The 24239-nt window shown below is 63.5% G+C and carries 16 protein-coding genes; 4 read left to right on the top strand and 12 right to left on the bottom strand.

The window, feature by feature from the left end:
- Nucleotides 1–99: 99 nt before the first annotated feature.
- The 5 genes from SA496_RS21195 to SA496_RS21215 form a co-directional block, all read right to left on the bottom strand.
- Nucleotides 100–2256: a putative bifunctional diguanylate cyclase/phosphodiesterase gene (locus SA496_RS21195; protein ID WP_120654657.1), complete on the bottom strand. Its 2157-nt coding sequence runs from the start codon at nucleotides 2254–2256 to the stop codon at nucleotides 100–102.
- Nucleotides 2237–5965, bottom strand: coding sequence for a response regulator (locus tag SA496_RS21200; protein WP_120654656.1), 3729 nt, complete (start codon nucleotides 5963–5965; stop codon nucleotides 2237–2239). Before SA496_RS21200 ends, SA496_RS21195 begins: the two co-directional genes overlap by 20 nt.
- Before the next feature lie 193 nt (nucleotides 5966–6158).
- Complete coding sequence (locus tag SA496_RS21205) at nucleotides 6159–6866, bottom strand: OmpA family protein (RefSeq protein WP_120654655.1); 708 nt, start codon at nucleotides 6864–6866, stop codon at nucleotides 6159–6161.
- A gap of 80 nt (nucleotides 6867–6946) precedes the next feature.
- Nucleotides 6947–7588: an MBL fold metallo-hydrolase gene (locus SA496_RS21210; RefSeq protein ID WP_153918532.1), complete on the bottom strand. Its 642-nt coding sequence runs from the start codon at nucleotides 7586–7588 to the stop codon at nucleotides 6947–6949.
- Nucleotides 7589–7638: 50 nt separating this feature from the next.
- Entirely contained in the window at nucleotides 7639–8658 is a 1020-nt protein-coding gene (locus SA496_RS21215) for an AraC family transcriptional regulator (RefSeq protein ID WP_120654653.1), read from the bottom strand.
- 122 nt (nucleotides 8659–8780) lie between these two features.
- Between SA496_RS21215 and SA496_RS21220 the strand changes: the two genes are divergently transcribed.
- A complete protein-coding gene (locus SA496_RS21220; protein WP_330114415.1) occupies nucleotides 8781–9617 on the top strand; it encodes a metal-dependent hydrolase in 837 nt (278 codons plus the stop codon).
- Between the two features lie 143 nt (nucleotides 9618–9760).
- Here the strand turns inward: SA496_RS21220 and SA496_RS21225 are convergent, their stop codons facing one another.
- Nucleotides 9761–10702, bottom strand: a complete 942-nt coding sequence (locus SA496_RS21225; protein WP_153918528.1) for an alpha/beta fold hydrolase — start codon at nucleotides 10700–10702, stop codon at nucleotides 9761–9763.
- An 89-nt stretch (nucleotides 10703–10791) separates the two neighbouring features.
- Nucleotides 10792–11454 carry a TetR/AcrR family transcriptional regulator gene (locus SA496_RS21230; protein WP_120654650.1) on the bottom strand — a complete coding sequence of 221 codons (663 nt, stop codon included), beginning with the start codon at nucleotides 11452–11454 and terminating at the stop codon, nucleotides 10792–10794.
- Nucleotides 11455–11543: 89 nt separating this feature from the next.
- Here SA496_RS21230 and SA496_RS21235 point away from each other — a divergent pair, with 89 nt between their 5' ends.
- Entirely contained in the window at nucleotides 11544–12404 is an 861-nt protein-coding gene (locus tag SA496_RS21235) for a hypothetical protein (protein ID WP_153918526.1), read from the top strand.
- On the opposite strand, the gene SA496_RS21240 is transcribed toward SA496_RS21235, so the two are convergent.
- The 4 genes from SA496_RS21240 to SA496_RS21255 form a co-directional block, all read right to left on the bottom strand.
- The gene (locus SA496_RS21240) at nucleotides 12393–15116 is read right to left on the bottom strand and encodes a LuxR C-terminal-related transcriptional regulator (protein ID WP_153918524.1); all 2724 of its coding nucleotides are present in this window, start codon (nucleotides 15114–15116) and stop codon (nucleotides 12393–12395) included. The two genes, SA496_RS21235 and SA496_RS21240, sit on opposite strands and share 12 nt — an antisense overlap.
- Before the next feature lie 150 nt (nucleotides 15117–15266).
- Nucleotides 15267–16634, bottom strand: coding sequence for a DUF1329 domain-containing protein (locus SA496_RS21245; RefSeq protein WP_120654647.1), 1368 nt, complete (start codon nucleotides 16632–16634; stop codon nucleotides 15267–15269).
- 31 nt (nucleotides 16635–16665) lie between these two features.
- Nucleotides 16666–18618 carry a DUF1302 domain-containing protein gene (locus SA496_RS21250; RefSeq protein WP_120654646.1) on the bottom strand — a complete coding sequence of 651 codons (1953 nt, stop codon included), beginning with the start codon at nucleotides 18616–18618 and terminating at the stop codon, nucleotides 16666–16668.
- A gap of 274 nt (nucleotides 18619–18892) precedes the next feature.
- Nucleotides 18893–20575 (bottom strand): fatty acid--CoA ligase, encoded by a 1683-nt coding sequence (locus tag SA496_RS21255; protein WP_330114416.1) that lies wholly within the window; start codon nucleotides 20573–20575, stop codon nucleotides 18893–18895.
- Nucleotides 20576–20754: 179 nt separating this feature from the next.
- Here SA496_RS21255 and SA496_RS21260 point away from each other — a divergent pair, with 179 nt between their 5' ends.
- Nucleotides 20755–21930 carry a thiolase family protein gene (locus tag SA496_RS21260; RefSeq protein WP_120654644.1) on the top strand — a complete coding sequence of 392 codons (1176 nt, stop codon included), beginning with the start codon at nucleotides 20755–20757 and terminating at the stop codon, nucleotides 21928–21930.
- Between the two features lie 140 nt (nucleotides 21931–22070).
- On the opposite strand, the gene SA496_RS21265 is transcribed toward SA496_RS21260, so the two are convergent.
- On the bottom strand, nucleotides 22071–23255 hold the full coding sequence (locus tag SA496_RS21265; protein WP_330114417.1) for an MFS transporter: 1185 nt from the start codon (nucleotides 23253–23255) through the stop codon (nucleotides 22071–22073).
- A gap of 83 nt (nucleotides 23256–23338) precedes the next feature.
- Here SA496_RS21265 and SA496_RS21270 point away from each other — a divergent pair, with 83 nt between their 5' ends.
- Nucleotides 23339–24118 (top strand): AraC family transcriptional regulator, encoded by a 780-nt coding sequence (locus SA496_RS21270; RefSeq protein WP_330114418.1) that lies wholly within the window; start codon nucleotides 23339–23341, stop codon nucleotides 24116–24118.
- Nucleotides 24119–24239 lie beyond the last annotated feature (121 nt).

Consider the following 24239-nt stretch of genomic DNA (forward strand, 5'->3'; position numbering starts at 1 on the left):
GCCTCCTTTTCTCAATAGGCAGCGGGCGCGAACCCCGATGCCCCGACTAATGAAGTGTAGGCCCGCGACTTCCGGTATGCGTGATGGCCTGCCCCGGTTTCAGGGAGAGGCCGTCAGGCTATCTGATCCCTCGCGCAACGCGACCCAGTCCACCACTTTCGGGAAGGCCTCAGCCTTGGCCACCGGCAGCCCGGGCGCCACCAGGAAGCCCTGCATGAAAGTGCAGCCGTGTTCCAGCAGCCAGTCGCGCTGCGCCAGGGTCTCCACCCCCTCGGCGATCACTTCCAGTCCCAGGTGGCGGCTGAGGTCGATGATGGTGCTGACCACCGCGGCGTCGCGACGCGACTCCAGCATGTTGGAAATGAACAGGCGATCGATCTTCAGGGTATCCAGCTCGAAATGCCGCAGGTAGGCCAGGGACGAATAGCCCGTGCCGAAGTCGTCGATGGCGATACGCACCCCCAGGGCACGCAGCTGCCTGAGCTGTTCGCGGGTCAGCTCCAGGTCCTGCATCAACGCGCTTTCCGTGACCTCCACTTCCAACTGCTCGGGGCGCAAGCGGAATTCCCCGAGCACCCGCCGCAGGTCATCCACCAGTTGCGGCATGCCGAACTGCACCGGACTGACATTCAGGCTCACCACCAGGTCGCTGCCAAAGGTCGGCTGCCAGGCGCTGCACTGGCTGGCCCCCTCCCGCAGTACCCAGTCGCCCAGGCGGTTGATAAGGCGGGTTTCCTCCAGCAGCGGGATGAATACATTGGGCGCCACGGTGCCGGCCACTCGATGTTCCCAGCGCAACAACGCCTCGAAGCCACGCAGGCGACCGGTCTCCAGGTTGACCTGCGGCTGGTACACCAGATGGAAGTCGTTCTGCTCGATGGCATTGCGCAGGCTTTCCTCCAGCATCAGACGGGAGCGGGCGCGGCCATTCATTTCCGGCGAGTAGAAGCGGTACTGCTGACGACCGGCGCGCTTGGCCTCGTACATGGCGATGTCCGCCGCGCGCAACAGGCCGTCCACACTCTGTCCGCACTCGGGGAAGCAGGCGATGCCGACGCTGGCGCCGAGGGTGACATCGATGCCCTCGATGCGGTGGCGCACCGAGACCAGTTCGATGAGTTTCTCGGCAACCCTTGCAGCGTCTTCGGGGTGGTCGAGGGTATCCAGAAGTGCAGTGAATTCGTCGCCCCCCATGCGCGCCAGGATGTCGTAGGGGCGCAGGCAGTTCTTCAACTGTTCCGCTACCCGTCGCAGCACGCGGTCGCCGGCCTCATGGCCCAGGGAGTCGTTGATCAGCTTGAAACCGTCCAGGTCCAGGTAGAGCACCGCCATGCGCTTGCCGTTACGTTCGATGCGCGCCAGGGAAGCCTCCAGCGCCTGGTGGAAGCCTCGGCGGTTGAGCAGTCCGGTCAGGGCATCGGTGATTGCCTGGGACTCCAGTTGGGCGTGCAACTGACGCACCACTGACATATCCAGGGCAATGACCACCATGGAGCGCTGCAGCCGTGGCAGCGGCGAGGACGACAGTGCCACCGGCAGACGCTCGCCCCCCATTGTCTTGAGACTGGCGTCATGCAGGCGGTAGGTCTGGTTCTGCCTCCAGTGGCGGTAGAAATCCGACAGTTTCCATTCGCTCGCCATTTCGGGATGGGCAATCAGGCTCAGCAGTGGCCGGCCCTCCAGATCGTCCACGCTGCCCTGGAGCATCTGCGCCATGGCCGGGTTGGCGAAACTGATCAGGCCGTCTTCGCCCACTACCAGGATGCCCTCGGCGGCATTCTCCAGCACCGAGGCGTTGAAGGCGCGCGCGGTGTCGAGTTGCTGGCTGAGCTGCAGCAGGTCGCGCCGATTGCGCTCGTGGGCCAGCAGCGACTGGATCTTGTGACGCAGCACCTGGGGGTCGAACGGCTTGAGAATGAAGTCCACCGCACCGGAGGAGTAGCCACGGAGCACTGCGTCCTGGGTATGGGCGATGGCGGAGATGAAGATGATCGGCGTGAAGCGGGTCAACGGACTGCTACGCATCAACCGAGCCACTTCGAAACCGTCCATGCGCGGCATCTGCACGTCCAGCAGTACCAGGCCGACTTCCTCTTCCAGCAGACACTTGAGCGCGGCCTCGCCTGAATCCACCGTACGGACCTGCCATTCACCGTCGTCCAGCAACGCCTCCATGGCGGCGAGGTTTTCCTGGCGGTCGTCCACCACCAGCAGGATGTTGGCCGCCAGGCCCTCTTTAAGCTGCAGGTGCGCCATGGCGACCTCCTGGTTGTTCCAGCCAGCGGTAGAGCATGTCCAGCACTTCCTGGCGACTGACCGGCTTGGCCAGGTAGTCGTCGGCACCGGCGGTGATGCACTTCTCACGGTCGCCCTTCATTGCGTGGGCGGTCAGGGCGATGATCGGAATAGCGCAACCGTGCTCCTGCTTGAGCACGCGGGTGGCCGTGTAACCGTCCATATTGGGCATGGCCATGTCCATCAGGATCAGGTCGAAGGGTTCACGCTGGAAGCATTCGATGGCCTCCAGACCGTCGCGGGCGGCGGTCACCTTCAGGCCGGCCTCGTCCAGCAAGGCGCTGAGGGCGTAGATGTTCCGCACATCGTCATCCACCAGGAGCACCCGGCTACCTTCCAGAGGGTCCATGTCCGAGAGGGCGTTCGGCTGACGCACGGCTGCAAGGAAGCCCTGCACGGCCGAGCTGAGGTTGTCGAGGTCCTCGCCCGCCTTGCGCACCACGACTGCCGAATAGCGGCGCAAGCGCTGAAGGTTCTGCTGATTGACGTCAACACCGGTGTTGATGACCACGCGCGAGCCGTCCAGGGGACGTTCCCGGTCGAGGCTGTCGAGCAGTTCGAAGCCATCCTGGTCGGGCAGGTCGAGGTCGATCACCAGGGCGGAGAAATCGTTCTGTGCGTAGGCCTTCCGGGCCCCTTCGCCACTGGCGCTGGCCACCACATTGAAGCCCAGTTGTTCCAGGTGTTCGCGGTAGTGCTCACGCTCTACATCCACGTCCTCCACCAGCAGCAGCTTGCGCGCATCCGGCGGAGTGCCGCCCTCCAGGTCATGGAACACCTGCTCCAGGTCTTCCCGGGCGATGGGCTTGACCAGGTAGCGGGTATCGTCCTCGTTCCAGTCCTGGGGCTGTGGCACGCAGGAGATGATGTTCACCGGCGTGGCACGGTGGTTCGCATGGCTGCGTAGGCGTCGGTAGATCTGCCAGCCGCTGATGTCCGGCAAGAGGATGTCGAGGATGACCGCGGCGAATCGCTCGCTCTGCAGCAGCGCGATGGCCTGTTTTCCACTGCGGCAGTGAACGCTGGAGAATCCGTGGGCCTGGGCTTCCTCGGCCATCACCGAGGCGAAATTGACGTCGTCCTCGACAATCAGCACGGACGGGCCTTGGCCGCTGCGCACCGGTTGCGGCGGTGTCTCGTCGTCCTTCGGCTGGCTGGCGGCCACCGCCACCGGCAGTCGGACGATAAAGCGCGAGCCCCGCCCCGGCACACTTTCCAGCGTGATGTCGCCATCCAGGGCGAGCACCAGTTGACGCGTGATGGCCAGCCCCAGCCCGGTACCGCCGAAGCGCCGGCTGGTGGAACCATCTATCTGCTGGAAAGCCTGGAAGATACGATCGTGCTGGTCTTCGGGAATGCCGATACCAGTGTCGCGCACGGCAAAACGCAGCACTTCGCGTTCATCGGTTGCGGCCGACGGGTCCAGCTCCACGGACAGTTCCACCTCACCCTGCTCGGTGAACTTGAGGGCATTGGATAACAGGTTGCGCAGAATCTGGTGCAGGCGCACGCGGTCGCTGTGGATAACCCTCGGCACGCCCGCCTGGATGTGCGTGGACAGGCGCAGGCCCTTGATCTCGGCCATAGGCCGCAGGCTGCCATCCAGCTCGGCAAGCATGTCCTGGACGTTCAGCGGCTCCAGCTTGAGCTGCATGCGCCCCGCCTCGACCTTGGCCAGGTCGAGGACATCGTTGATCAGTTGCAGCAAGTCGCTGCCGGCGCGGTGGACGATGTCGGCGTGCCGGGTCTGCTTCTCGGTCAGGTTACCGACCATGTTCTGCCGTAGCTGGTCGCTGAGGATCAGGATGCTGTTCAGCGGCGTACGCAGCTCGTGCGACATGTTGGCGAGGAATTCCGATTTGTACCGGTTGGCCAGCATCAGTTGCTCGGCCTGGTCACGCAGCCGCTGTTCCGCCGCCCTGCGCTCGGTGATGTCGATGATCACCGCCTGTACCAGGACTTCGCGGCCTGCACGGATCGGCGAAAGTCCCACCTCCAGGGGGATCATGGTGCCGTCGCGATGCTGGCCGAACAGCTCGCGGTTGCTGCCCATTCGCCGTTGCTCGGGCTTGCGCAGGAAGCCTTCGCGCATCGCCACATGGGACTCGCGCAGCGCCTCGGGCAGCAGTTTCTCCACCGGTGCATCGAGCATTTCCTGGCGGCTGTAGCCGAAGAGCTGCTCGGCCTGCCGATTGACCATGGCGATCCGCCCCTGGGTATCCACCAGGACGATGGCGTTGGGCGAGGCTTCGACCACCAGGCGGAAGCGTTCCTCAGCGCTCTTGCGCGCCTGCAGATCCACCAGGTTGATCAGGTAGCGATGATTCACGCCAAGGTTAAGGCTGCTCAGGGTCAGCGCCACCGGAATTCGCTCTCCCCCCTCCTGTTGCACTTCAACCTCGGTCAGCTGGGTGGGCGCCTGGTCAGCCTCACTCGACACCAGTGCAGCCATGTTCGGCAGGTATCGCTGCAGGCGCTGGCCCAGCAGGAATTCGGTATCACAAGCCAACAAGTCGCCAGCACTGGCATTGGCCATTTCTATACGCCCTTGGACGTCGCAGATAAGCGTGGCCACTGGCAGGTGCTGCAGCAGCAGGCGGAAGCGTTCCTCACGCTCGGCAAGTTCGATGGAGGAAGACAGGCTGAGCTGCAATTGGCGCTCACGCTGGTAGAGGTAGCCCCCTACCAATAGCGAGAGCAGCACCGCGGCCGCCAGGCCTGTCCAGAGGCTGAAAGCGATGCGGTTGTTGCCCAGCATGGCCTCGTACTTGGCCGTGCTGCCTACGCCCAAAGCCCATGTACGGCCGAACAGTTTCAGTTCCTGGACCTGGTGGAAACGTGGCTGGCGTTCGCCACCAACCGTCTCCAACAGGGGCAGACCTGGGTTACCGAGGTCCTTCAGGTCAATTTTGTAGAGGCTGCTCTGGGTCCCCAGGATGCCGTCCATCAGGTCGCTCACGCGGAAGGCACCGCAGACCATGCCAATCAGTGCCGCACGGCGCTCCTCGACGGTGCTGCTGGGCGCATCAGGGCGGTACACCGGCATGTAGAGCAGCAGTCCTCCCTGCACTTGCTGATCGGTTTCCTGCCTGAGCTTCACCGGTCCGGTGAGGATGGCCTCGCCGGTCTCCCAGGCGAGATTGATAGCCTCCCGGCGCACCGCCTCGGTGAGCATGTCGAAGCCCAGGGTACGTCGGTTGCGCCAGTCCATGGGGCTGCTGTATTGCACCACCAGGTACTCGTCCCTCGGCTCCGACGGGAATACGCGGAACTCGCGACGCCCCTGGTCCCAGATCTCGCCGACGAATTCGCTGAGTTCCTCGTGTTTCAGGTAACGCGCCCAGGCCAGCGCCTGGATACCCGGATAGCGGTCCTGCAACTGCAACTGGTCGGTGGCCCGAGCCCACTCCTCGGCAGACACGGCGGTGCTACCAACCATCAGGCCGGACATGCCACGCAGGACCATCTCATAAGCGCGCATCCGGATGCCGACACGCTGGGCAATTTCCTCCGCCTCTATCTTGAAGCGCTGCTCGTACTCGTCGCGATTACGTGCTTCGAGAGCCAGCCATTGCCAGATAACCAGACCGCCGAGCACGAGCAGCAGGGTCAGTGTCACCAGCAGCGGCAACAGGTACTTGCGGGAGAAGGGGGATTGGTTGTCGTCCATGCACGCTCCTGACTACTCCTTGTCCGTGGCGGCGCCTCTGGGGGCGTTGGCCGACGGTTCAAACAGGGTTCGGTGGAACCCTGCAACGCAGTCTAGACAGGAAAGTGACAACTGGCGTTGCGCCAGTAATCGCACGACGAGCGGCAGAAACGACGAGGCCCGCAACAGCGGGCCTCGTGGTGGTGGAGCAGTATCAGTACTGCTGCGGAGCCTGGGCGCCGGGGATGGGCGTCAGCTTGATTTCCACACGGCGGTTCTGCGAACGGCCCGCCTCGTTGGCGTTGCTGGCGACCGGCACGTCCGGGCCCATGCCACGGGAGGAAACGCGAGTGCCGTTGACGCCCTGGGCCATCAGGTAGTTGGCCACGCTCTGGGCGCGCTGCTGCGACAGGTTCATGTTGTATTGGTGGCTACCGGTGCTGTCGGTGTGGCCGACCACTTCAATGTTGTTCTGGTCGTACTGCTTGAACGACGTCGCCAGGTTGTTCAGCGGGGTGTAGAAGTTGCTGGCGATATCTGCCGAGTTGGTGGCGAACGTGATGTTGCCGGGCATGATCAGGTTGATGTTGTCGCCCTGGCGCTGTACCTGCACACCAGTGCCTTCCATGCTGCGGCGCAGCTCGGCTTCCTGCTTGTCGACGTAGTAGCCGTAGCCTGCGCTGGCAGCGCCAGCCACGGCGGCGCCAATCAGCGCACCCTTGCCACGGTTGTCATGATTGATCGCGGCACCGGCTACGGCACCCGCCAGTGCGCCCAGGGCACCGTACTTGGCGGTTTTGCTCATGCCGCCTTCGGCGGGAGCCTGGACTTCACCCTGTTGATTGTAGGGATTCTGAGCAGCACAGCCCGACAGCATGGCGAAAGCGGTGGCGGCGATGATCAGGCGACGCGGGGTGAACATGGACTTTTTACTCCTGAGAAATCGTTTAGCCGGTGTGGCTGCGGGCGATTAGACATCAATGCGCGTAAAAATTCCGTAGATCAGGCTCGCACGAACGGATTTTCCCGCATCTCATCGCCCAGGCGCGTGTCCGGGCCGTGACCGGTCACCACAGTGGCATCCTCGTCCAGGCTGTAGAGGCGCTGCTTGATCGAGCGTTCGATGGTGCCGTAGTCGCCGCCCCACAGATCGGTACGGCCGATGCCCCGGCGGAACAGGGTGTCACCGGCGATCAGCAGCTTGGCCTCGGGGAACCAGAAGCTCATGGAGCCTGGCGTGTGCCCCGGAGTGTGGAGGGCAACGCCGCAACCGCAGGCCAGCTCCTCATCATCGGCCAGCCACTGGTCGGGTGCCGGCACTGGCTTGTAGGGCACACCGAACATGCGGCATTGCATTTCCAGGCTGTCCCAGAGGAACTGGTCTTCCTTGTGCAGATGCAGGGTTGCACCGGTGGCTTTCTTCAGTTCGCCCGAAGCGAGGAAATGATCGAGGTGGGCATGCGTATGGATGATGCTGACGAGCTTCAGGCCGTGGGCCTCCAGGCGTGCCAGGATCAGCTCGTGGTTGCCACCCGGATCGACGACGATGGCCTTCTTGCTGACCGGATCGCCGATCAAGGTGCAGTTGCACTGCAAAGGGCCGACGGGGAAGGTTTCGCGAATCAGGGCTGTGGCTTGGGTCATCGGGCATCTCCGGTACGGCGGTGCGCTCTGCGGCGCTCGGGGAATGGGCATCACGGCCCGGCACGATAATCGCTCGGCAGCCTGCCCGTCCATTTGCGGAAGGCGCGGCGGAAGTTGGAGGGATCGTTGAAGCCCAGCAGGCCGGCGATCTCGAACAGCGGCAGCTGGGTGCTGCTGAGGTACTGCAGCGCCAGCCCCTTGCGCACTTCGTCCAGTACCTGTTGATAACTGGTGCCCATGGCCGCCAGGTGTCGGCGCAGGCTGCGCCCGCTGGTATGCAGGGCGCGGGCGGCACCGTCGAGGTCGGGGAAATCGCCGGGACGAGCCATGAGCAGGCGGCGCACACGGGTCAGCAACGCGTCCTGCACATCCAGGGTGGCCAGCAACGCCTCGCACTGCTGCTGGCACATCTGCACCGTGGCGGGGTTTGCCAGGGCCATGGGCCGCTCCAGGTAGTGCTTGGGCAGGCTCAGCCAATGGCAGGACTGCTCGAACTGCGCTTCGACACCGAAGACCTCCACATAGCGCGCCGCATAGGCCGGCGCCGGGTGGGCGAAACCCACTTGCTGCCCGTGCAGCTCTTCACCCAACAGAAAGCGCGCGATGCTGAAGAAGCTGGCCAGCAGCCCTTCCCCGGCGAATCGTCCCAGGGGGCCCATCGGGAAAGATTCGGTCGCCCGCAGTTGCAGGCAATCGCCCTGCTCCACCAGCTCCAGTTCATAGGCTAGTCCCAGGACGCGGTAGTACTTCAGGGCAAACTGCAGGGCGCGACCAAGGTTGGCGCTGGAGAGCACCGCATAGCCAAGGATTCCATGGGTGGAGACATTGAGACGCCTGCCAAGCAGCAGGCCCAGGGCTGGTTCCCGGCACAATTGCAGGGCGGTGCCGGCGAGCTGGTTGAAATCGAGGAACGACAGGCGGCCATTGGGGGTGCCGAGGATCTCCGGCCGGACCCTCGCACCGGCAAGCAGCGCCTCGCGCGCCACGCCCAGCTCTTCAGCCAGACCCAGCAAGGATTCGGCGTAGGCGACGGGCACCAGTTCGGCGGAGAAGGTCAGGGATTGCTTCATATTGGCGTCTTGTTCTGGTTGTGGCCGGATATGACCCGAAGGTTGGCAGAAGATAACCTTGTCCTACAAAACCCGGCAAGCGGATATTGGGACCATGGTCCATACAGACTCAAGGAGCCCCCATGGCCAGCACCACACCCGAAGGATTGGTAATCCGCCCGCGCCACATGGATTTCGAATTTCCCAATCCGCTGCCCCGCCACTGGCACAGTGGCGATGCCTTCAAGAGCCACCTGTTCGACGCGATGTCGGTGCTTTTCCCTGACGGCGAGCGCTTCTTCATCGACTCGGTCCGCCTGTTCCGCCACCAGATCGACGACCCGACCCTGAAGGAGCAGATCCGCGGCTTCATCGGCCAGGAAGGCCACCACAGCCGCGAGCACCTGGAGTACAGCAATCGCCTGCGCGACCTCGGCTACGACATCGGCGCCATCGAGCGCCGCGCCCAGGCACGCATCCGCTACACGCAGAAGAAGTTCTCTGCACGCCGCCAACTGGCCGCCACTGCCGCCCTGGAACACATCACCGCGATCATGGCCGATGGTCTGTTGAAGAACCCCGAGTACATGGCTGGCGCCCACCCGGTTATGGCGCGTCTGTGGCGCTGGCATGCGCTGGAGGAAACCGAGCACAAGGCAGTGGCCTTCGACGTGTACAACCAGGTCTGCGGCAGTCATCGCCTGCTGCGCCGGGCGATGATGATGGGCACCTTCTTCTTCGTCCTCGACACCACCCGCGGCCTGGCCCACATGCTCAAGCGCGACGGGCTCTTGTGGAACTGGCTCGTCTGGCGCGACGGCCTGAGCTGGATGTGGGGGCGCAACGGTATCTTCCGCCCGTTGGTGCGTACCTACCTGGACTTCTTCAAGAAAGGCTTCCATCCGTGGCAGCACGACAACCTGGACCTGCTGTACAAGACCCGCGAAGAGTTCGATGAGCCTCAAGCGAGTGCTGCCTGAGCATTGACCGGATGAGAAAAACGGCCCTTCGGGGCCGTTTTCTTTTGAGCTCGGGGTGATTGGGTAGGGTGCGCCGTGCGCACCAGGAAGTCCGCACGGGAAACTCGATGCGCGCGGCGCACCCTACAGCCAGGTTCGACCGGTCAGCCCAACAAGAACCTCATCGCATCCGCCGCGCTCTGCTGCGGAATCTCTTCCATCGGGATATGCCCGACGCCAGGGTAGGTCTTCACCTCGATACCGGGCAGGTCGCGCTGCCAAAGCGGCACATGCTTCGGTGAAATCCAACGGTCCTTCTCGCCCCAAAGCAGCAGCGTCGGCGCCGTGATCTGCGCCACGCGCTGGCCGGTGCCTTCCAGTTCCTCCTGGTTGACCTTCAGCAGTACGCGGAAGATCTCCATCATCGCCCGACGGTTACCAGGGCGGCGGCTCAGGTCGTAGTAACGATCCACCACACCCGGCCTGATCCGGCCCGGTTCGCCGTAGACTTCCTTGATGCCCTGAGCGATCAGTGCCCTGGGCATCCACAGCGGCATGGCCAGGGTGGCGCCGGGGAGCGCAGCGGAGGCGATCATCCACGGTACCTTGCGCATCTGGTAGCCGGCCGGGTCGATCAGCACCAGCTTGTCGACCCGCTGCGGCTGAGTCAGGGCGAAGTTCCAGGCGATGTAGCCGCCCAGAGAGTTGCCGGCGATGGATGCCCTGGTCACGCCCAGGTAATCCATCAGCAGGCCGAGGATGCCGACCATGCGTTCGGCCGAGTAGTCACCGCCGCGCTTGGGACCGGTGAGGCCAAAGCCCGGCACGTCGAAGCGAATGATGCGGTAGTACGGGGCGAAGGCTTCGACCCAGCCATCCCAGGTATGCAGGGAAGCCACCACGCCATGGATCATCACCAGGGCCGGCTTGTCGCGGCTACCTTCGTCGCGGTAATGGACGTTGAAACCATCCAGCTCGATGAAACGCGAACCGCTATCGGCGCTGGCATAGCGCGCCTTGAGGCGGTCGAGCGGCAGGGAGCCGAAACCCAGACGGGCGAAACCGGCGGCGAGCGGCGGCGACAGCGGCAAGCTGGATGCGGACATGCGGGGGCACCTCGTGATTGTTGTTGTCGAGGGCCTATCACAGCACGCAGCCCGGAAGACCGCGCCCAACCTAGGATGTGTCCGTCGTGTTAGAGGGCGCGTGGGCGCAGTGCAGCGATCAGCAGATCCCCCAGCACCGTCTTGGCCCGCTCGATCCCGCTGGCGGAGGCGGCACTACCCAGCAGCTCCAGGGATGCCGCCTCCATCGCCCAGATCAGCGCGCGATAGGTCAGCGGGTCGCGCGCATCACCTTCGCCATGCAGGCGTTCGGCGAGCAGGCGGCCCATCTCCTCGTGGGCCCGCTGGCGGTGGCTCGCAAGGGGGGAATCGGCACGCAGGGCTTCTTCCTGCATCAGACGAATGATGGGGCCGACGGCCAGGTGGTAATCGAAGAAACGCGCCACCATCCCGCGCAGCCAGGCGTCGGCGCTGCCGGCGTCGTCCTGCATCTCGCGAAAGCGCGCCAGCAGCAGGACCACGGCCGTGCGATAGATGCTTTCCAGCACATCCATCTTGTTCGCGAAGTACTTGTAGAAAGTGCGGCGGGACACCCGGGCCGCCTCCAGCAAGTCGTTAACCGTGGTCTCGGCGATACCCTTGCGGGCGAATACCGGGATGGCCGCCAACTGGATATTGGCGCGCAGAATATGGCCCACCAGCGGCCCTTCGCCTTCGCCCTGCTGGCGCACGGCGTTGAAACCACCCAGGTCCTCGAACACCGCACGCACGGCACCCTGCTCGCTCGTTTCCATCAGCCTGTTTCCCAACCAAGGCGCGGGTGACGGCGCATCGCGGCCTCGTTACTCTTGGCCGGCCCTTCCCCGCAGGATTGTCCTGATCGATGACGCTAACACGCCCCCTGCTCTTGCCGCTGGCCATCCTTTTGCTGGTGTTCGCCCTGCGCGCACCGGCCGCCGAGCTGTTCTACCTGGGGCAGAAGATCCCGGACATCCAGCGCCCCTGGTCAAGCGCCGACTATCACCAACTGATCCTGGCCCTGCAGAAGATCGATACCACCCAGGTCAACGCCCTGCCGCGACGCAGCGGCGAGTTCACCGGCCCCATCTACACGCGCATGGTCAGTGAGCAGAACTTCAAGCCACAGCTGAACATCTATGCGCCATTGGAGCTGCGACAGAACGAGGCGCGCGAAGTGCTCTTCCAGCTCAAGGAGCTGATGCGCCTGTACTTCGACTTCAAGGCCGCGCAGCAACCCTACGGTGCCGAGGCGCTGGGCCTGATGACCTATTCACTGCGCCAGCAGGCCATCCTCTTCACCCTCACGGTGGAGTTCTGGATGACGCTTTCCGAAAAGGAACAGACCAGCCAGATTCGCCTGCAGGGCCTGCAGGAGACCAAGGCTGCCGCCGCCATGCTGACCTCCAGCGCACTGGACTACCTGGGTCTGACCCGCCAGTTCAATCGCGAAGACCTGGTGCTCTACAGCGCCGAACTGGCCAAGCAACTGCCGGAGCTTTTCGTGCATCTGCCGGCGGATGTGCGTGGGCAACTGCTGGCGCGGGTGGCCGAACTGGCGGAGAAACATCAATACGACGAGGTGCGCGCGAACATGGCCGACCTGCTACCGGTACTGGTCAGCATCCAGCAGGACGTGGACGCCCAGTTGGCCAAACCCACTCCGACGAAACCGGCCAAGCCGGCATTGGACCTCTCGGTACCGCAGGCCACCTCAGCGAAGTAGACCTAGCGCCTTGGCCCGGGCCACGGCCTGGGTGCGGCGCTCCACGCCGAGTTTGCTGTTGATATGGCGGGCGTGGCTTTTCACCGTATGTAATGAGATGAACAGGCGCTCGCTGATTTCCTGGTTGGAGCAGCCCTGGGCGATCAGCTGCAGCACCGCCAGCTCCCGCGAACTCAATGCCTCGGCGGCCCCGACGTCCGCTGGTAGCGCAACCTCGGCGCCCGGCAGCAGGTCGAGCAATTCGCGCACCGAATCCGGAGAGCGTGTCGCCAGTTGCTCGCGGAGCCACTGTGGATGCTGCTCCAGCAGCTCCCGATATGGCAGCAGGGAACCGCATTGCAGGCATTCCAGGGCACGGTCGAGCAACGCCGAGGCTTCGCGCTCGCGACTGGTGCGCAGCAGACTTACCAGTTGCAGCCGTGCTCCCAGGGCCACATGCATGATTCCCTGGCTTTCGGCCTTCTCCAGCAACGCCCTGAGCCGAGCCTCCGCTTCGACCGCCTTACCTTGCGCACGGGACAACGCGGCCGATTGCTGCTCGATGCACAACGGCAGCAGCGGGTGGAACTCCGGCGCCGCTGCAGCCCCTTCGCCCGCGTAGGTTTCTTCCAGTCGTGGCAGCCAGGCTTCCGCCAGTTCGAGCTGCCCCTGTGCCAGCCAGAGCTCGCATTTGGACAGGGTGATCATCGCCAGGTAGTAAACCGGCGGTACGTCCCAGATGTGCATCAGCCGCTCGGCCTCGGCCAGTTGCGCAAACGCGGCGGCGAAGCGCCCTTCACGCCCTTCCAGGGCGGCCAGGGCGCAGTGCCCGATCAACAGGCTGATATCGCGGCAGGCACGGGCTTCGGCAATGCCCGCCTGCAGGCTGACCCGTGCTGCCTGATGCTGCATGCGCATACACAGCAGGAAGCCCTGATAAAGCATCAATCGCGCCCTTGCCACACAGGCCCTGGGAACTTCCACGCCGCGCAGGCGCTCCAGGCCTTTCTGCACTTCGGCCTGAGCCCGCAGCGTTTCGCCACGCACCTGCAGGACGCGGGCACGGTCGTAATGGACCAGCGACTCGAACAACGGATTGGCGCCGCGCTGGGCCATTTCCAGCGCTTCGCGGTTGAGGCCACGAGCGCGCCAGAGGTCGCCGCGCACCAGGGCAATATTCCCCAGCAGCGACAGGCAGAGGTGGCGCTGGCCGTAGTTCTCCGGCGACAACGCAGTCAGGGCCTCGGTACAGGAAGCTTCCGCACGCTCGATATCGCCACGGCCACGGGCGATCAGCCCGTTGATGGCCTGCCATTGCACCAGCAGGCTGCGCTGTTGAGCGGCGTCCGGTGCGGGCAGGAAGCGCGCCAGGTTGCTGGCCAGTTCTTCCGCTGCATCCAGCTGGCAAGCCAGGCCCAGGGCCAGGCTGTAGAGCACGATCAGGCGCGGCGTGCTGGACAGCAGGCTGTCGGGCAAGTCCATCTTCCAGCGCAGCAGCATGGCGATGTTCTGGTTGGCCAGCAGTTGCTCCTCGGACAGGTTCTGCACCAGCGAGGCCGCCACATCGGGCTGGCCAGCACGCAGGGCCTGTTCCACCGCCTCATCCAGCAGCCCACGTGCGCTGAACCAGCGGCAGGCGCGCAGGTGCATTCCGGAAGGCGTCAGGCTCGTGGTGCCACGGGCACGCAACAGATCGGAGAACAGGTGGTGATAACGGAACCATTGGCCCTGCTCGTCCAGCGGCACCAGGAACACCTGGTGCGCCTGCAGGTGGCGTAGGATCGCGGCGCTGTCGTGGCTCTCGCGCACGGCATCGCAGAGCTCGGCGCAGAAACGCTCGAAGCGGGCGGTCTCGAAGAGGAAGGCCTGGACTTCGGGCGGCTGTCGCTCGATGACTTCCTCCAGCAGGTATTCGCGAATCAGGCTCTCATCGCCATGGGCGACCTGCTCGACACCAGTACCAGCCGGTGCTTCCTGGCCGGCCAGGAGCCACAAGCGAAGGCCGGCGACCCAGCCTTCACTGCGTTGCAGCAGGCCTTCAAGGTCGTCGCTATCGAGTTTGGTGCCCTGGCTGCTGAGCAGAGCCAGGCACTCGTCCTCAGTCAGGCGAAGGTCCTGTTCATTGAGCTCCAACAGGTGACGCGACAGGCGCAGCCGCGCCAGGTGCCAGTCCGGGCGCTGGCGACTGGTGACCAGCAGTACCCAGCCATCGGGCAAGTGGTTGAGGAGGAACTGCAGGCAGCGATCGAGCACTGCGTTCTGCGCAAGGTGATAGTCGTCCAGCACCAACAGCAGCGGCTGGTTTGCATCCAGGCGCTCGGCGACTTCGTCGAGCAGGCCATCCAGCCACTGCTCGAAGGCGAAAGGCTGGTGGCGCTGGCGCATCTTCAGGTGCCCCATGGCTTCGTCGCCCAGGCCCGGATAGAACTGGCGCAGGCCATCCAGCAAGCGCTCGAGAAAGCGCCCCGGATCGCTGTCGCGCCGACTCAGGCTGAGCCACAGACTTTGCCAGCCATCAGGCAGGTCCTCGCAGAACTCGATCGCCAGGGAGCTTTTGCCAAAGCCGGCGGGGGCACTGAGCATCAGCAGACGACCGTCGAGGCCGGCGGCAAGCCGCTCGCACAGGCGCGGACGCGGGACATGGCCGGCGGGACGCGGCGGGCGGAAAAAGCGCGCATCTGCCACGGGGACAGCGGACGACGAAATGGTTCGCGAACTGGTCAGTACGGTCATCACCCAGCTTCTAGGAATGTTGTACGTGCGGGGGGCGAGCTCGAAGGAGCCTAGCCGTTCGGGAGAGCCAATAGAAGCCCCGCCGGGAAGGAAGTACAGACAAGAAAAAGCCGGCCCGGAGGCCGGCTTCGCAACAGGGTGTTGCAGCGATCAGCGAACGCCCGCCTGGCGCAGGGCCGCCGGGGTGTAATCGCTCTCGCCAGCGGTGTAGCTGAAGTCGTAGGACTGTTTCTCCTCGTTCTTCATGCCCAGCGCCAGGTAACGGCCGGACAGCAGGTCGTAGAGGCTTTCCAGCGTGTACCACGGCACCTGATGGTTGTAGTAGTACTGGGCATGAGCCTCGGCAACGCGCCACAGGGTGCCACGACCGTCGTAATGGTCGATGGCGGCGGCTTGCCAGGTGTCTTCGTCGATGTAGAAGTCACGCTTGGCATAGATGTGGCGCTCGCCCGGCTTCAGGGTGGCTACCACATGCCACACGCGGTGCAGCTCGTAGCGGGTCAGGTCCTGGTTGATATGGCCGGCCTTGATGATGTCGCTGTACTTCAGGTTCGGGCCATCCAGCTTGTAGCTGTTGTAGGGGATGTAAATCTCCTTCTTGCCTTCCAGCTTCCAGTCGTAACGGTCCGGTGCGCCGTTGTACATGTCGAAGTTATCGGAAGTACGCAGGCCGTCAGCCGCGGTACCCGGACCGTCATAGGACACCTGCGGGGCGCGACGCACGCGACGTTGACCGGCGTTGTAGAGCCAGGCCAGGCGCGGCTCCTTCACCTGGTTGAGGGTCTCGTGCACCAGCAGCACGTTACCGGCCAGGCGGGACGGCGCAGTTACCCGCTGTTTGAAGTAGAACAGCACGTTGCTCGGCTTGCTCGCGTCGTAGTCCTTCAGCTTGTCGCGGAAGGTGAACTCGTCCTGGAAGTACACCAGGCTGTAGGAGCCGTTCGGCTGCGGGGTCGCCTGGGTCACCAGACGACGCACGCTGCCGCCGCGGTAGCGGGTGATGTGGTTCCAGATCGCTTCCAGGCCGTCCTTCGGAATCGGGAAGGGGTTGGCGGTGCGGAAGTTTTCCAGGCCGTTGCCACCCTCGACCAGCTTGGTATTGGTGGCGTTGAACTTGGTGGCCTCGAGCACGCCGTCTGGCACCGTGGCCGAACGGTGGGTCTTGAACACCGGCATCTTGTAGGTGTCGGGGTAGCGTTTGAACATCGCCAGCTGGCCGGGAGTCAGCTTGTCCTTGTACTGGTCGACGTTCTGCGCGGTGATGGTGAACAGCGGCTGCTCGCTGGCGAAGGGATCCGACAGGAAACCGCGGGCATCGACGTTGCCGGCATTCTTCGGCAGGCCGCCGGTCCATTCGGGGATGGAACCATCGGCGTTGCCGGCCTTTTCCGCGCCCATGGGCGTCAGGGTGGAGCCCAGTTTGGCCGCTTCGTCGGCGGATACCGCAGCCATGACACCAGTGGCCAGCAGGGACAGCGCCAGCACGCCGGTTTGCAGCAGACTCTTTGTTGTTTTCATTTTCATCGTCTTCCTCAAATTTCCAGACCGCTTAGAAGTTCACGCCGAAGCTGAGCGCGAGGAAATCGCGATCGATCGAAGTGTTGTAAGTGCCGCCGAAGAAGTCGGTGTAGGCAAGGCTAGCGGTGTAGGTGTTCTGGTACTCGGCATCCAGGCCCAGGCTCACGGCCTTGTTGCCTTCGTTGAACACGCCGTTCGGGCCGTAGCCATCGACGTCATGGGACCAGGCGATGCTGGGCTTCAGGTTGATACCAGCGAATACGTCGTTGTAGTCCCACACGGCACGGGCGCGGTAACCCCACGCTGTAGTGGTGACGAAGCCGTCGTCCTCGCAGTACTTGGTGAGGTTTTCCGCAGTGGCGCTACCCAGGGTGCTCAGGTTGAGCGCACGGCACTGACCAGCCGGCAGCGGGCCAGGACCAAAGACCGGGTCACGGCCGTAGCGAGCCTCGGTCGTGCTCTCCAGGCCGCCGGTATGGACGACACCGACTTCGCCCACCAACGTCAGACGACTGGCGCCCATGACCTGGTCGAAGAAGTGGGTGAAGGTGGTCTGGAACTGGGTGACTTCCTTGCGGCGATAGCCAGGCTGGTCGGTGTTCGGACGACCGGTCAGCACCGACACGTTGGGGTTCAGCGGGCTCAGGCCGGAGAACAGGATGTCGGTGGTGTTCAGCTGTACCGGCAGGTTCGGACGGTAGCTGACCTCACCGCTCCAGGCGGTACCCGTGGGCAGGGTGGTGGAGAAGCTCAGGCCATAGAGGCGGATGTCTTCCGGGTACTCAACGTAGTACTGGCTGTTGCCGGCAACTACGAGCGGCAGCAATTGCGGTACCAGGGCATTGACGGTGCCCGGAATCGCGGCGCCAGGAATGGTGCCAGCCAATGCGCCGCCCAGCGCCTGACCCAATGCGGTCGGCGAGTAGGAGGCGGCCGGTGCGCCACGACCGCTGAAGTACGGGTTGCGGCTGTGATAATTCATGAAGTACAGGCCGAACTCGGTATCCAGCTCCTCGGCGAAGTAGCGGAAAGCGGTACCCCACTGACCATCATCACGGGCGTCGCGGTCCGGACCACGTTTGACGATCGCGCCTTCGTCCGGGTTGCCCCACTGCACGCCGCGGGCTTGCAATGCGCTGACAATGTTGTTCTGGGCTGCAGCCGGCAGACGGGCGGCTGCAAGGGCATTGCGAAGACCCTGCTGGGTACGCAGTACGGCCAGGTTCTGGTCGCAGCCGTCGGCGATCACGTCCGGCTGGGCGAAGAAGGTGCCGCAGTTGTCGACGACGGTCTGGTCCCACTCGATCTGGTAGAAGGCTTCGGCGGACAGGTTGTCGGTCAGGCTCTGGGACACATAGAACATGTTGACCGGGATCAGGCCTTCCTTGATCTCGGCGCCCGGACGACGGAATGCGGACACGTCTACCGGGTTGATGGAGTTGATGCTGTTGCCGATGAAGGTGCTTTCACCCCAGCTCACCACCTGTTTGCCCAGGCGAACGCTGCCCGGCAGATCGGCGATGTTGTAGTTGTGGTAGACGAAGGCGTCGAGCAGTTCGGCGCCGGACGACTTGGCGCCTTCCTTGCGATTGCTGTCGTCGATGTCCTTGAACAGGCGGCTTTCGTCCTTCAGTTCGAAGTCGTACCAGTATTTGCCACGAACGAAGACGCCGGTATCGCCGTATTTCAGTTCGAGGTCATGGATGCCCTTGAAGATCTTGGAGAAGGTTTCGCCCTTCTTGAAGTTCAGGTGGGAGTCGTCGGAGGTCTGGGACAGACCGTCTCCACCGTTGTTCACGCCGATCAGGTCCTTGTCGGCCCCCCGCATCGACCAACTGGCCCCCACGGACAGCGAAGAGTCGAACTGGCCTTCGATTTCACCGAGGTTGAACGTCACGCCGAAGGCCGGAGCTGCAAGCGTGGAAGCGAGGCTTACGGCCAGTGGCAGTTTCGCCAGGCGCCAGAACGTTGTGGTTGTTGTCATCGACGCTACTCCATGTGTTTTTTGTTATTGATGGTTGCGGACTATAGCCAGCGGGTATTAGCGCTTGATCCCTCGAAAGTGTGATTTGGAACCCCCAGGCACTCTGGCTCGCACCTTCCGACGGACTAGTCCGATCCTTCGATAGGAAAGATAGCCAGTAATTTTCAGAAAGCAGCAATTAACAAGCCAAGCGTTTGCTTGGTTGCCTGGCCGAAAAAAAGCCCAGGCCGCGCAAGGCGCGGCCTGGGCTGTTCAGCGGACGAGGGACGAAAGGTCAGAGTGCGGAGAGGAAAGTGCTCCCGGCAGCCTGCCATTGGGCGATGTCGACACGAATGCGTTTCTTGTCCAGTTTGCCCACGCTGGTCTTGGGAATTTCAGTAACAACGGCGATCTGGCTGGGAATTGCCCACTTATTGATGTGACCTTGCTCGACGAACGGCTTGAGGTGTTCCTTCAGCACTTTGGCATCCAGGCTCTGGTTGTCACGAACCACCACCAGGGCGAAGGGACGTTCACCCCACTGCGGATCGGGCACCCCAACCACTGCCACTTCGCGTACCGCCGGGTGACGACTGATCAGGTCTTCCAGCTCAAGGGAAGAGATCCATTCGCCACCGGTCTTGATCACATCCTTGATGCGATCGCGGATATCGATGAAGCCCATGCCGTCCAGCGTTGCCACGTCGCCAGTGTGCAGCCAGCCGTGCTCCCAGAGCTCCTCGCTCTTCTGCGCTTCGTTGAAGTAGCCATAGGTCAGCCAGGGCGCGCGCAGCACCAGTTCCCCTTGAGATTCGCCGTCCACCGGCTGGAACTTGCCGTCGGCATCCATGATGGCGGGCTCGACCAGCGGTACCGGCACGCCAGCCTTGATGCGGTAAGTGGTGCGCTCATCCTCACTGCCGGCCAGCAGCTCTTCGTTGAGGTGGGCCACCGAGATCAGCGGGCAGGTCTCGGACATGCCATAGGCGGCGGTGAGCTGGATGCCTCGAGCCTTGGCCGACTCATACAGGGCACGGTTCAGCGCACTGCCACCAATGATCATCTTCAGGCCGCCGAAATCATGGCCCTGGGCAGTGGGCGCATTCATCACCATCTGCAGGATGGTGGGTACGCAGTGGGAGAAGGTGACCTTCTCTTCGCGGATCAGCTTGCAGAGCATGTCCGGCTCGTAGCGGCCGGGGTAAACCTGCTTCACCCCGAGCATGGTGGCCACGTAAGGCACGCCCCAGGCATGCACGTGGAACATCGGGGTGATGGGCATGTAGACGTCATTGGTGCCCATCAGGCGGATACTGTCCAGCGCGCCGATGGTGGCGGCCATGGACAGGGTATGCAGCACCAGTTGGCGATGGGTGAAATACACGCCCTTGGGATTGCCGGTGGTACCGGTGGTGTAGAAGGTGGTCGCCACCGAGTTTTCATCGAAGTCGGGGAAATCGTACTTCGGACTGGCCGCTGCCAGCAGGGTCTCGTACTCACCCACCAGGTTCGGCAGGTCGGCATCGTGGTCGCTGCCGTCGGTGAGCAGCAGGGTCTTTTCCACCGTAGTCAACTGACCACCGATGGCCTTGAAGATCGGCAGGAACTCGCTGTTGACCAGCACGAAGCGGTCGTCGGCGTGATTCATGGTGTAGAGGATCTGGTCCGGCGAAAGACGGATGTTGATGGTGTGCAGCACGGCGCCAATCATCGGGATGGCGAACATGCACTCCAGGTAGCGATGGCTGTCCCAATCCATCACCGCAACGGTGTCGCCAGCCTTCACCCCGGCCTGGGTAAGTACGTTGGCCAGGCGCGCGACGCGCTCGTTGAAGGTCGCGTAGCTGTAGCGGATGCGGTCGCGGTAGACAATCTCGCGGGTCTTCTCGTAGCGGCTGCCGGACATCAGCAGGCGCTTGATCAGCAGGGGATAGACGTAGGCGTTTTCAGCGGGCTTGATGACGCGGGTCTGAAGCATGAGGCACACCTGGCGAGGTTGGGAAACTTTTCGTTGTTCCCGACTTTAGGTCGCATTGGCCAGGCGCAAATCAGTCAAAAGAGTGATTTGATGGATGACTCTTTTTAGCCTTCTGGTCACGAGATAGAATCCGGCGCTCCGGCCGGTCGCGGCCAGTAATCCACAGAGGTAGGTTCGAGATGTCCGATATCGTTATCGTCAGTGGCGCCCGTACTCCCATGGGCGGCTTCCAGGGCAGCCTGTCCGGCGTTTCCGCCGTGGACCTTGGAGCGCTGGCCATACGCGAGGCCGTCAACCGCGCCGGCATCCAGCCGGCCGACGTGCAGGAAGTGATCATGGGCAACGTGCTGCCTGCTGGCCTCAAGCAAGGCCCGGCCCGCCAGGCGGCGCTGAATGCCGGCCTGCCCGCAGCCACCGGTTGCACCACCATCAACAAGCTCTGCGGCTCCGGCATGAAGGCCGTGATGCTGGCCCATGACCTGCTCAAGGCCGGCAGCAACTCCGTAATGGTGGCCGGTGGCATGGAAAGCATGTCCAACGCCCCCTATGTGCTGGAAAAGGCCCGCACCGGCCTGCGCATGGGCCATGGCGAAATCAAGGACCACATGTTCCTCGATGGCCTGGAAGATGCCCGTACCGGCCGTCTGATGGGCTCGTTCGCCCAGGAAACCGCCGACAAGTACGGCGTTTCCCGAGAAGAAATGGACGCCTATGCCATCGAATCCCTCAAGCGCGCCCAGGCCGCCATTGCCGATGGTTCACTGGCCGCCGAAATCGTCCCGGTGACCGTCACCACCCGTAAGGGTGAGGTCGTGGTCAAAGACGACGAGCAACCGCTGACCGCCAACCTGGACAAGATCCCAGGCCTCAAGCCTGCCTTCCGGAAAGACGGCACCATCACCGCCGCCAACGCCAGCTCCATTTCCGATGGCGCCAGCGCACTGGTCCTGATGACCGCCGAAGAAGCCGCCCGCCGTGGCCTCAAGCCGCTGGCGAAGATCGTCGGCCACGCCACCCAGAGCCAGGACCCGGCCGAATTCACCCTCGCCCCGATTGGCGCCATGACCAACCTGCTCAAGAAAACCGGCTGGAACAAGGACGAGATCGACCTGTTCGAGATCAACGAAGCCTTCGCCATGGTGACCATGCTGGCCATGCGCGAACACGGCCTGGACCACGCCAAGGTCAACGTCTACGGCGGCGCCTGCGCCCAAGGCCACCCGGTTGGTTCCACCGGCTCGCGCATCATCATCACCCTGATCAACGCCCTGCGTAACAAGGGCGGCAAGCGCGGCGTGGCTTCGCTGTGCATCGGTGGCGGTGAAGCGACTGCGGTAGCGATCGAGCTGCTCTAAGGCCCATCGCTGGATAGAGAAAGGCGCGGCTTTGGCTGCGCCTTTTTTTGTGTGAGTGGACGTCAGTATGGCTTTTGCCTAACAGGCGCGAGCACTTCTACTTCCCGGAGAGCGGCTGGGAATGAGGGAGTTTCCAAGAGCTATGCCGCCACCACCTTCGGCACATGCGCCGGCGTGCGCGGAAACACTAGCGCTGCCGCGAAGGTCAGCACCGCGAATCCAACCAGCACCAGATACAGCCCCGTCAGCCCCTGTCTCGGCTCGATGAAGGCAATCATCGGGATTGCCGCGGCACTCGCACCAAAGGAAACGAAATAGCGCAGTGCGAACACTCGTGCCTGCCATTGCGGTGCCACGAAGTTGGCGACCATCGAATCGTTCACCGTCACCTGGCCGAACACCACGAACATGAAGGCCGCGCCCAGCAGGATCACCACCCCGCCATCGACCCAGGCCATGGCCAGCAGCAGCGGCGCCTGGCAAAAGGTAAGCAGGACGAAGGGCACCTTCAGGCTGACGCGATCGATCACCCGGCCGATCAGCAACTGGGCGATGGCGCCGAAGGCGTAAGCCAGGCTGACCACCAGGCCGAGGGTTTCCGGTGTGGAGAAGAGGTCATGCAGGCGCTCCTGGAACAGCTTGGGATAGGTCACGGTGGACGCGTTGAACACGACCCCGCCGGTGGCCGTCACCAATGCCAGCACGCCGAATACCAGTGGCATGGAGACCCCGCCCGCAAGACCTCCACGCCGGGCCCCGGCCGCTGCCACGGGCGCAGCCTCGTCGCGCACGCACCAGGCGAACCAGAACCCCACCAGCATGGCCACAACGCCCGGCAGGATGAATGCCACGCGCCAGCCGAAACGCACCGTGAGAAAACCCGTCAGCAACGCCGCAAAGGCCACTCCCAGGTTGCCCCACATACCGTTGATGCCGATCTCACGTCCGCGACTCTCCGCATGGGCCACCAGCATCGCCGTGCCCACCGGGTGGTAGATGGCGGCGAACACTCCGACCAGGGTAAGGCCCGCCACCAGTGTCGGGACCGAAGTACTCAGGCCTGTGAAGATGGCCGAGGCGCCGATACCCAGGAAGAACAGCAGCATCATCTGGCGCCGGCTCCAGCGATCCCCCAGCCAACCGGCAGGTAGCGAGCATGCACCGAAGGCGATGAATCCGCCGAGCGACAGGCCTATCAGCTCGCCGTAGGCCAGACCGAAGTCGCGCCCCATGCCAAGCACGGCAGCCGGGAAGATGAGCATGAACATGTGGTCGATCACATGGGCGGCATTGATGAAGCGGATAACGGTGCGGGGTCGATTCATGACGGCGACGTTCTTGTTGGTGGAGCGGCCATGCTAGGTTGTCCGCATTGAACCAACCTGCCATAGAAGTCATCGAATCAGACATGCTCATCAGACTCCACCAGCAAGGCCGCCTGAGTGCGGTCGCCCGCGACTATCAGGACGGTGCCCATGTCGAGCGCCACTGCCACGAGGAAGCGCAGTTCCTCTACGCGGCACGAGGTCTGATGCGTCTGGTCACCACAGCCGGTGCCTGGGTGATACCACCGACCCAGGCGGTGTGGATTCCGCCGGGCGTGGAGCACCAGATCTTCATGGCCGGGCAGGTGCAGATGCGTACCCTGTTCATCACCGCCGATGCAGCGCCCGCCTCGCTCGACAGTTGCTGCGTGCTGGCGGTACCGCCCCTACTGCGGGAGCTGGTCCTGCGCGCCGTTCAACTGGAAGAAATGGACGCCGAGGAGCACAAGTCCCTGGTGCAACGGCTGGTCCTCCACGAAATCGCCGCCCTGGAGCACATGCCCTTGCACCTGCCTTTGCCGGAAGACCGCCGCCTGCGGGCCATCTGCCTGGCGTTGCTGAAAGCTCCGGAACAGGACCGCACGCTGGAAGATTGGGGACTGGAAGTAGGCGCCAGCAGCCGCACCCTGGCCCGACTGTTCGCTCGCGAACTGGGCATGAGCTTCAACGACTGGCGCCAGCAATTGCGGCTGACCGAGGCCTTGCCGCGTCTGCTGTCGGGACAGAGCGTGCAGAAAGTGGCCGTTGACCTTGGCTACGGCAGCGGCCGTGCGTTCAGCGCCATGTTCCGGCGCCTGCTGGGTAAGAATCCGAAGGAGTACGTGAACAGCCTGGGGCTGCTGGCCACGCTGGAGAAGGAATAGAAAAACCACGCTTGTAGGACGTGGAATTGTTTGTGCCCCCTGCGCCAAGCATGACCTTTGCGCCTGGCGACTTACCGGGCGTGTAGGAGCGAGCTTGCTCGCGAACAGTCCGAGCACGATC

It is taken from the genome of Pseudomonas sp. JS3066 (genome assembly GCF_036328175.1).
GTDB lineage: Bacteria > Pseudomonadota > Gammaproteobacteria > Pseudomonadales > Pseudomonadaceae > Metapseudomonas.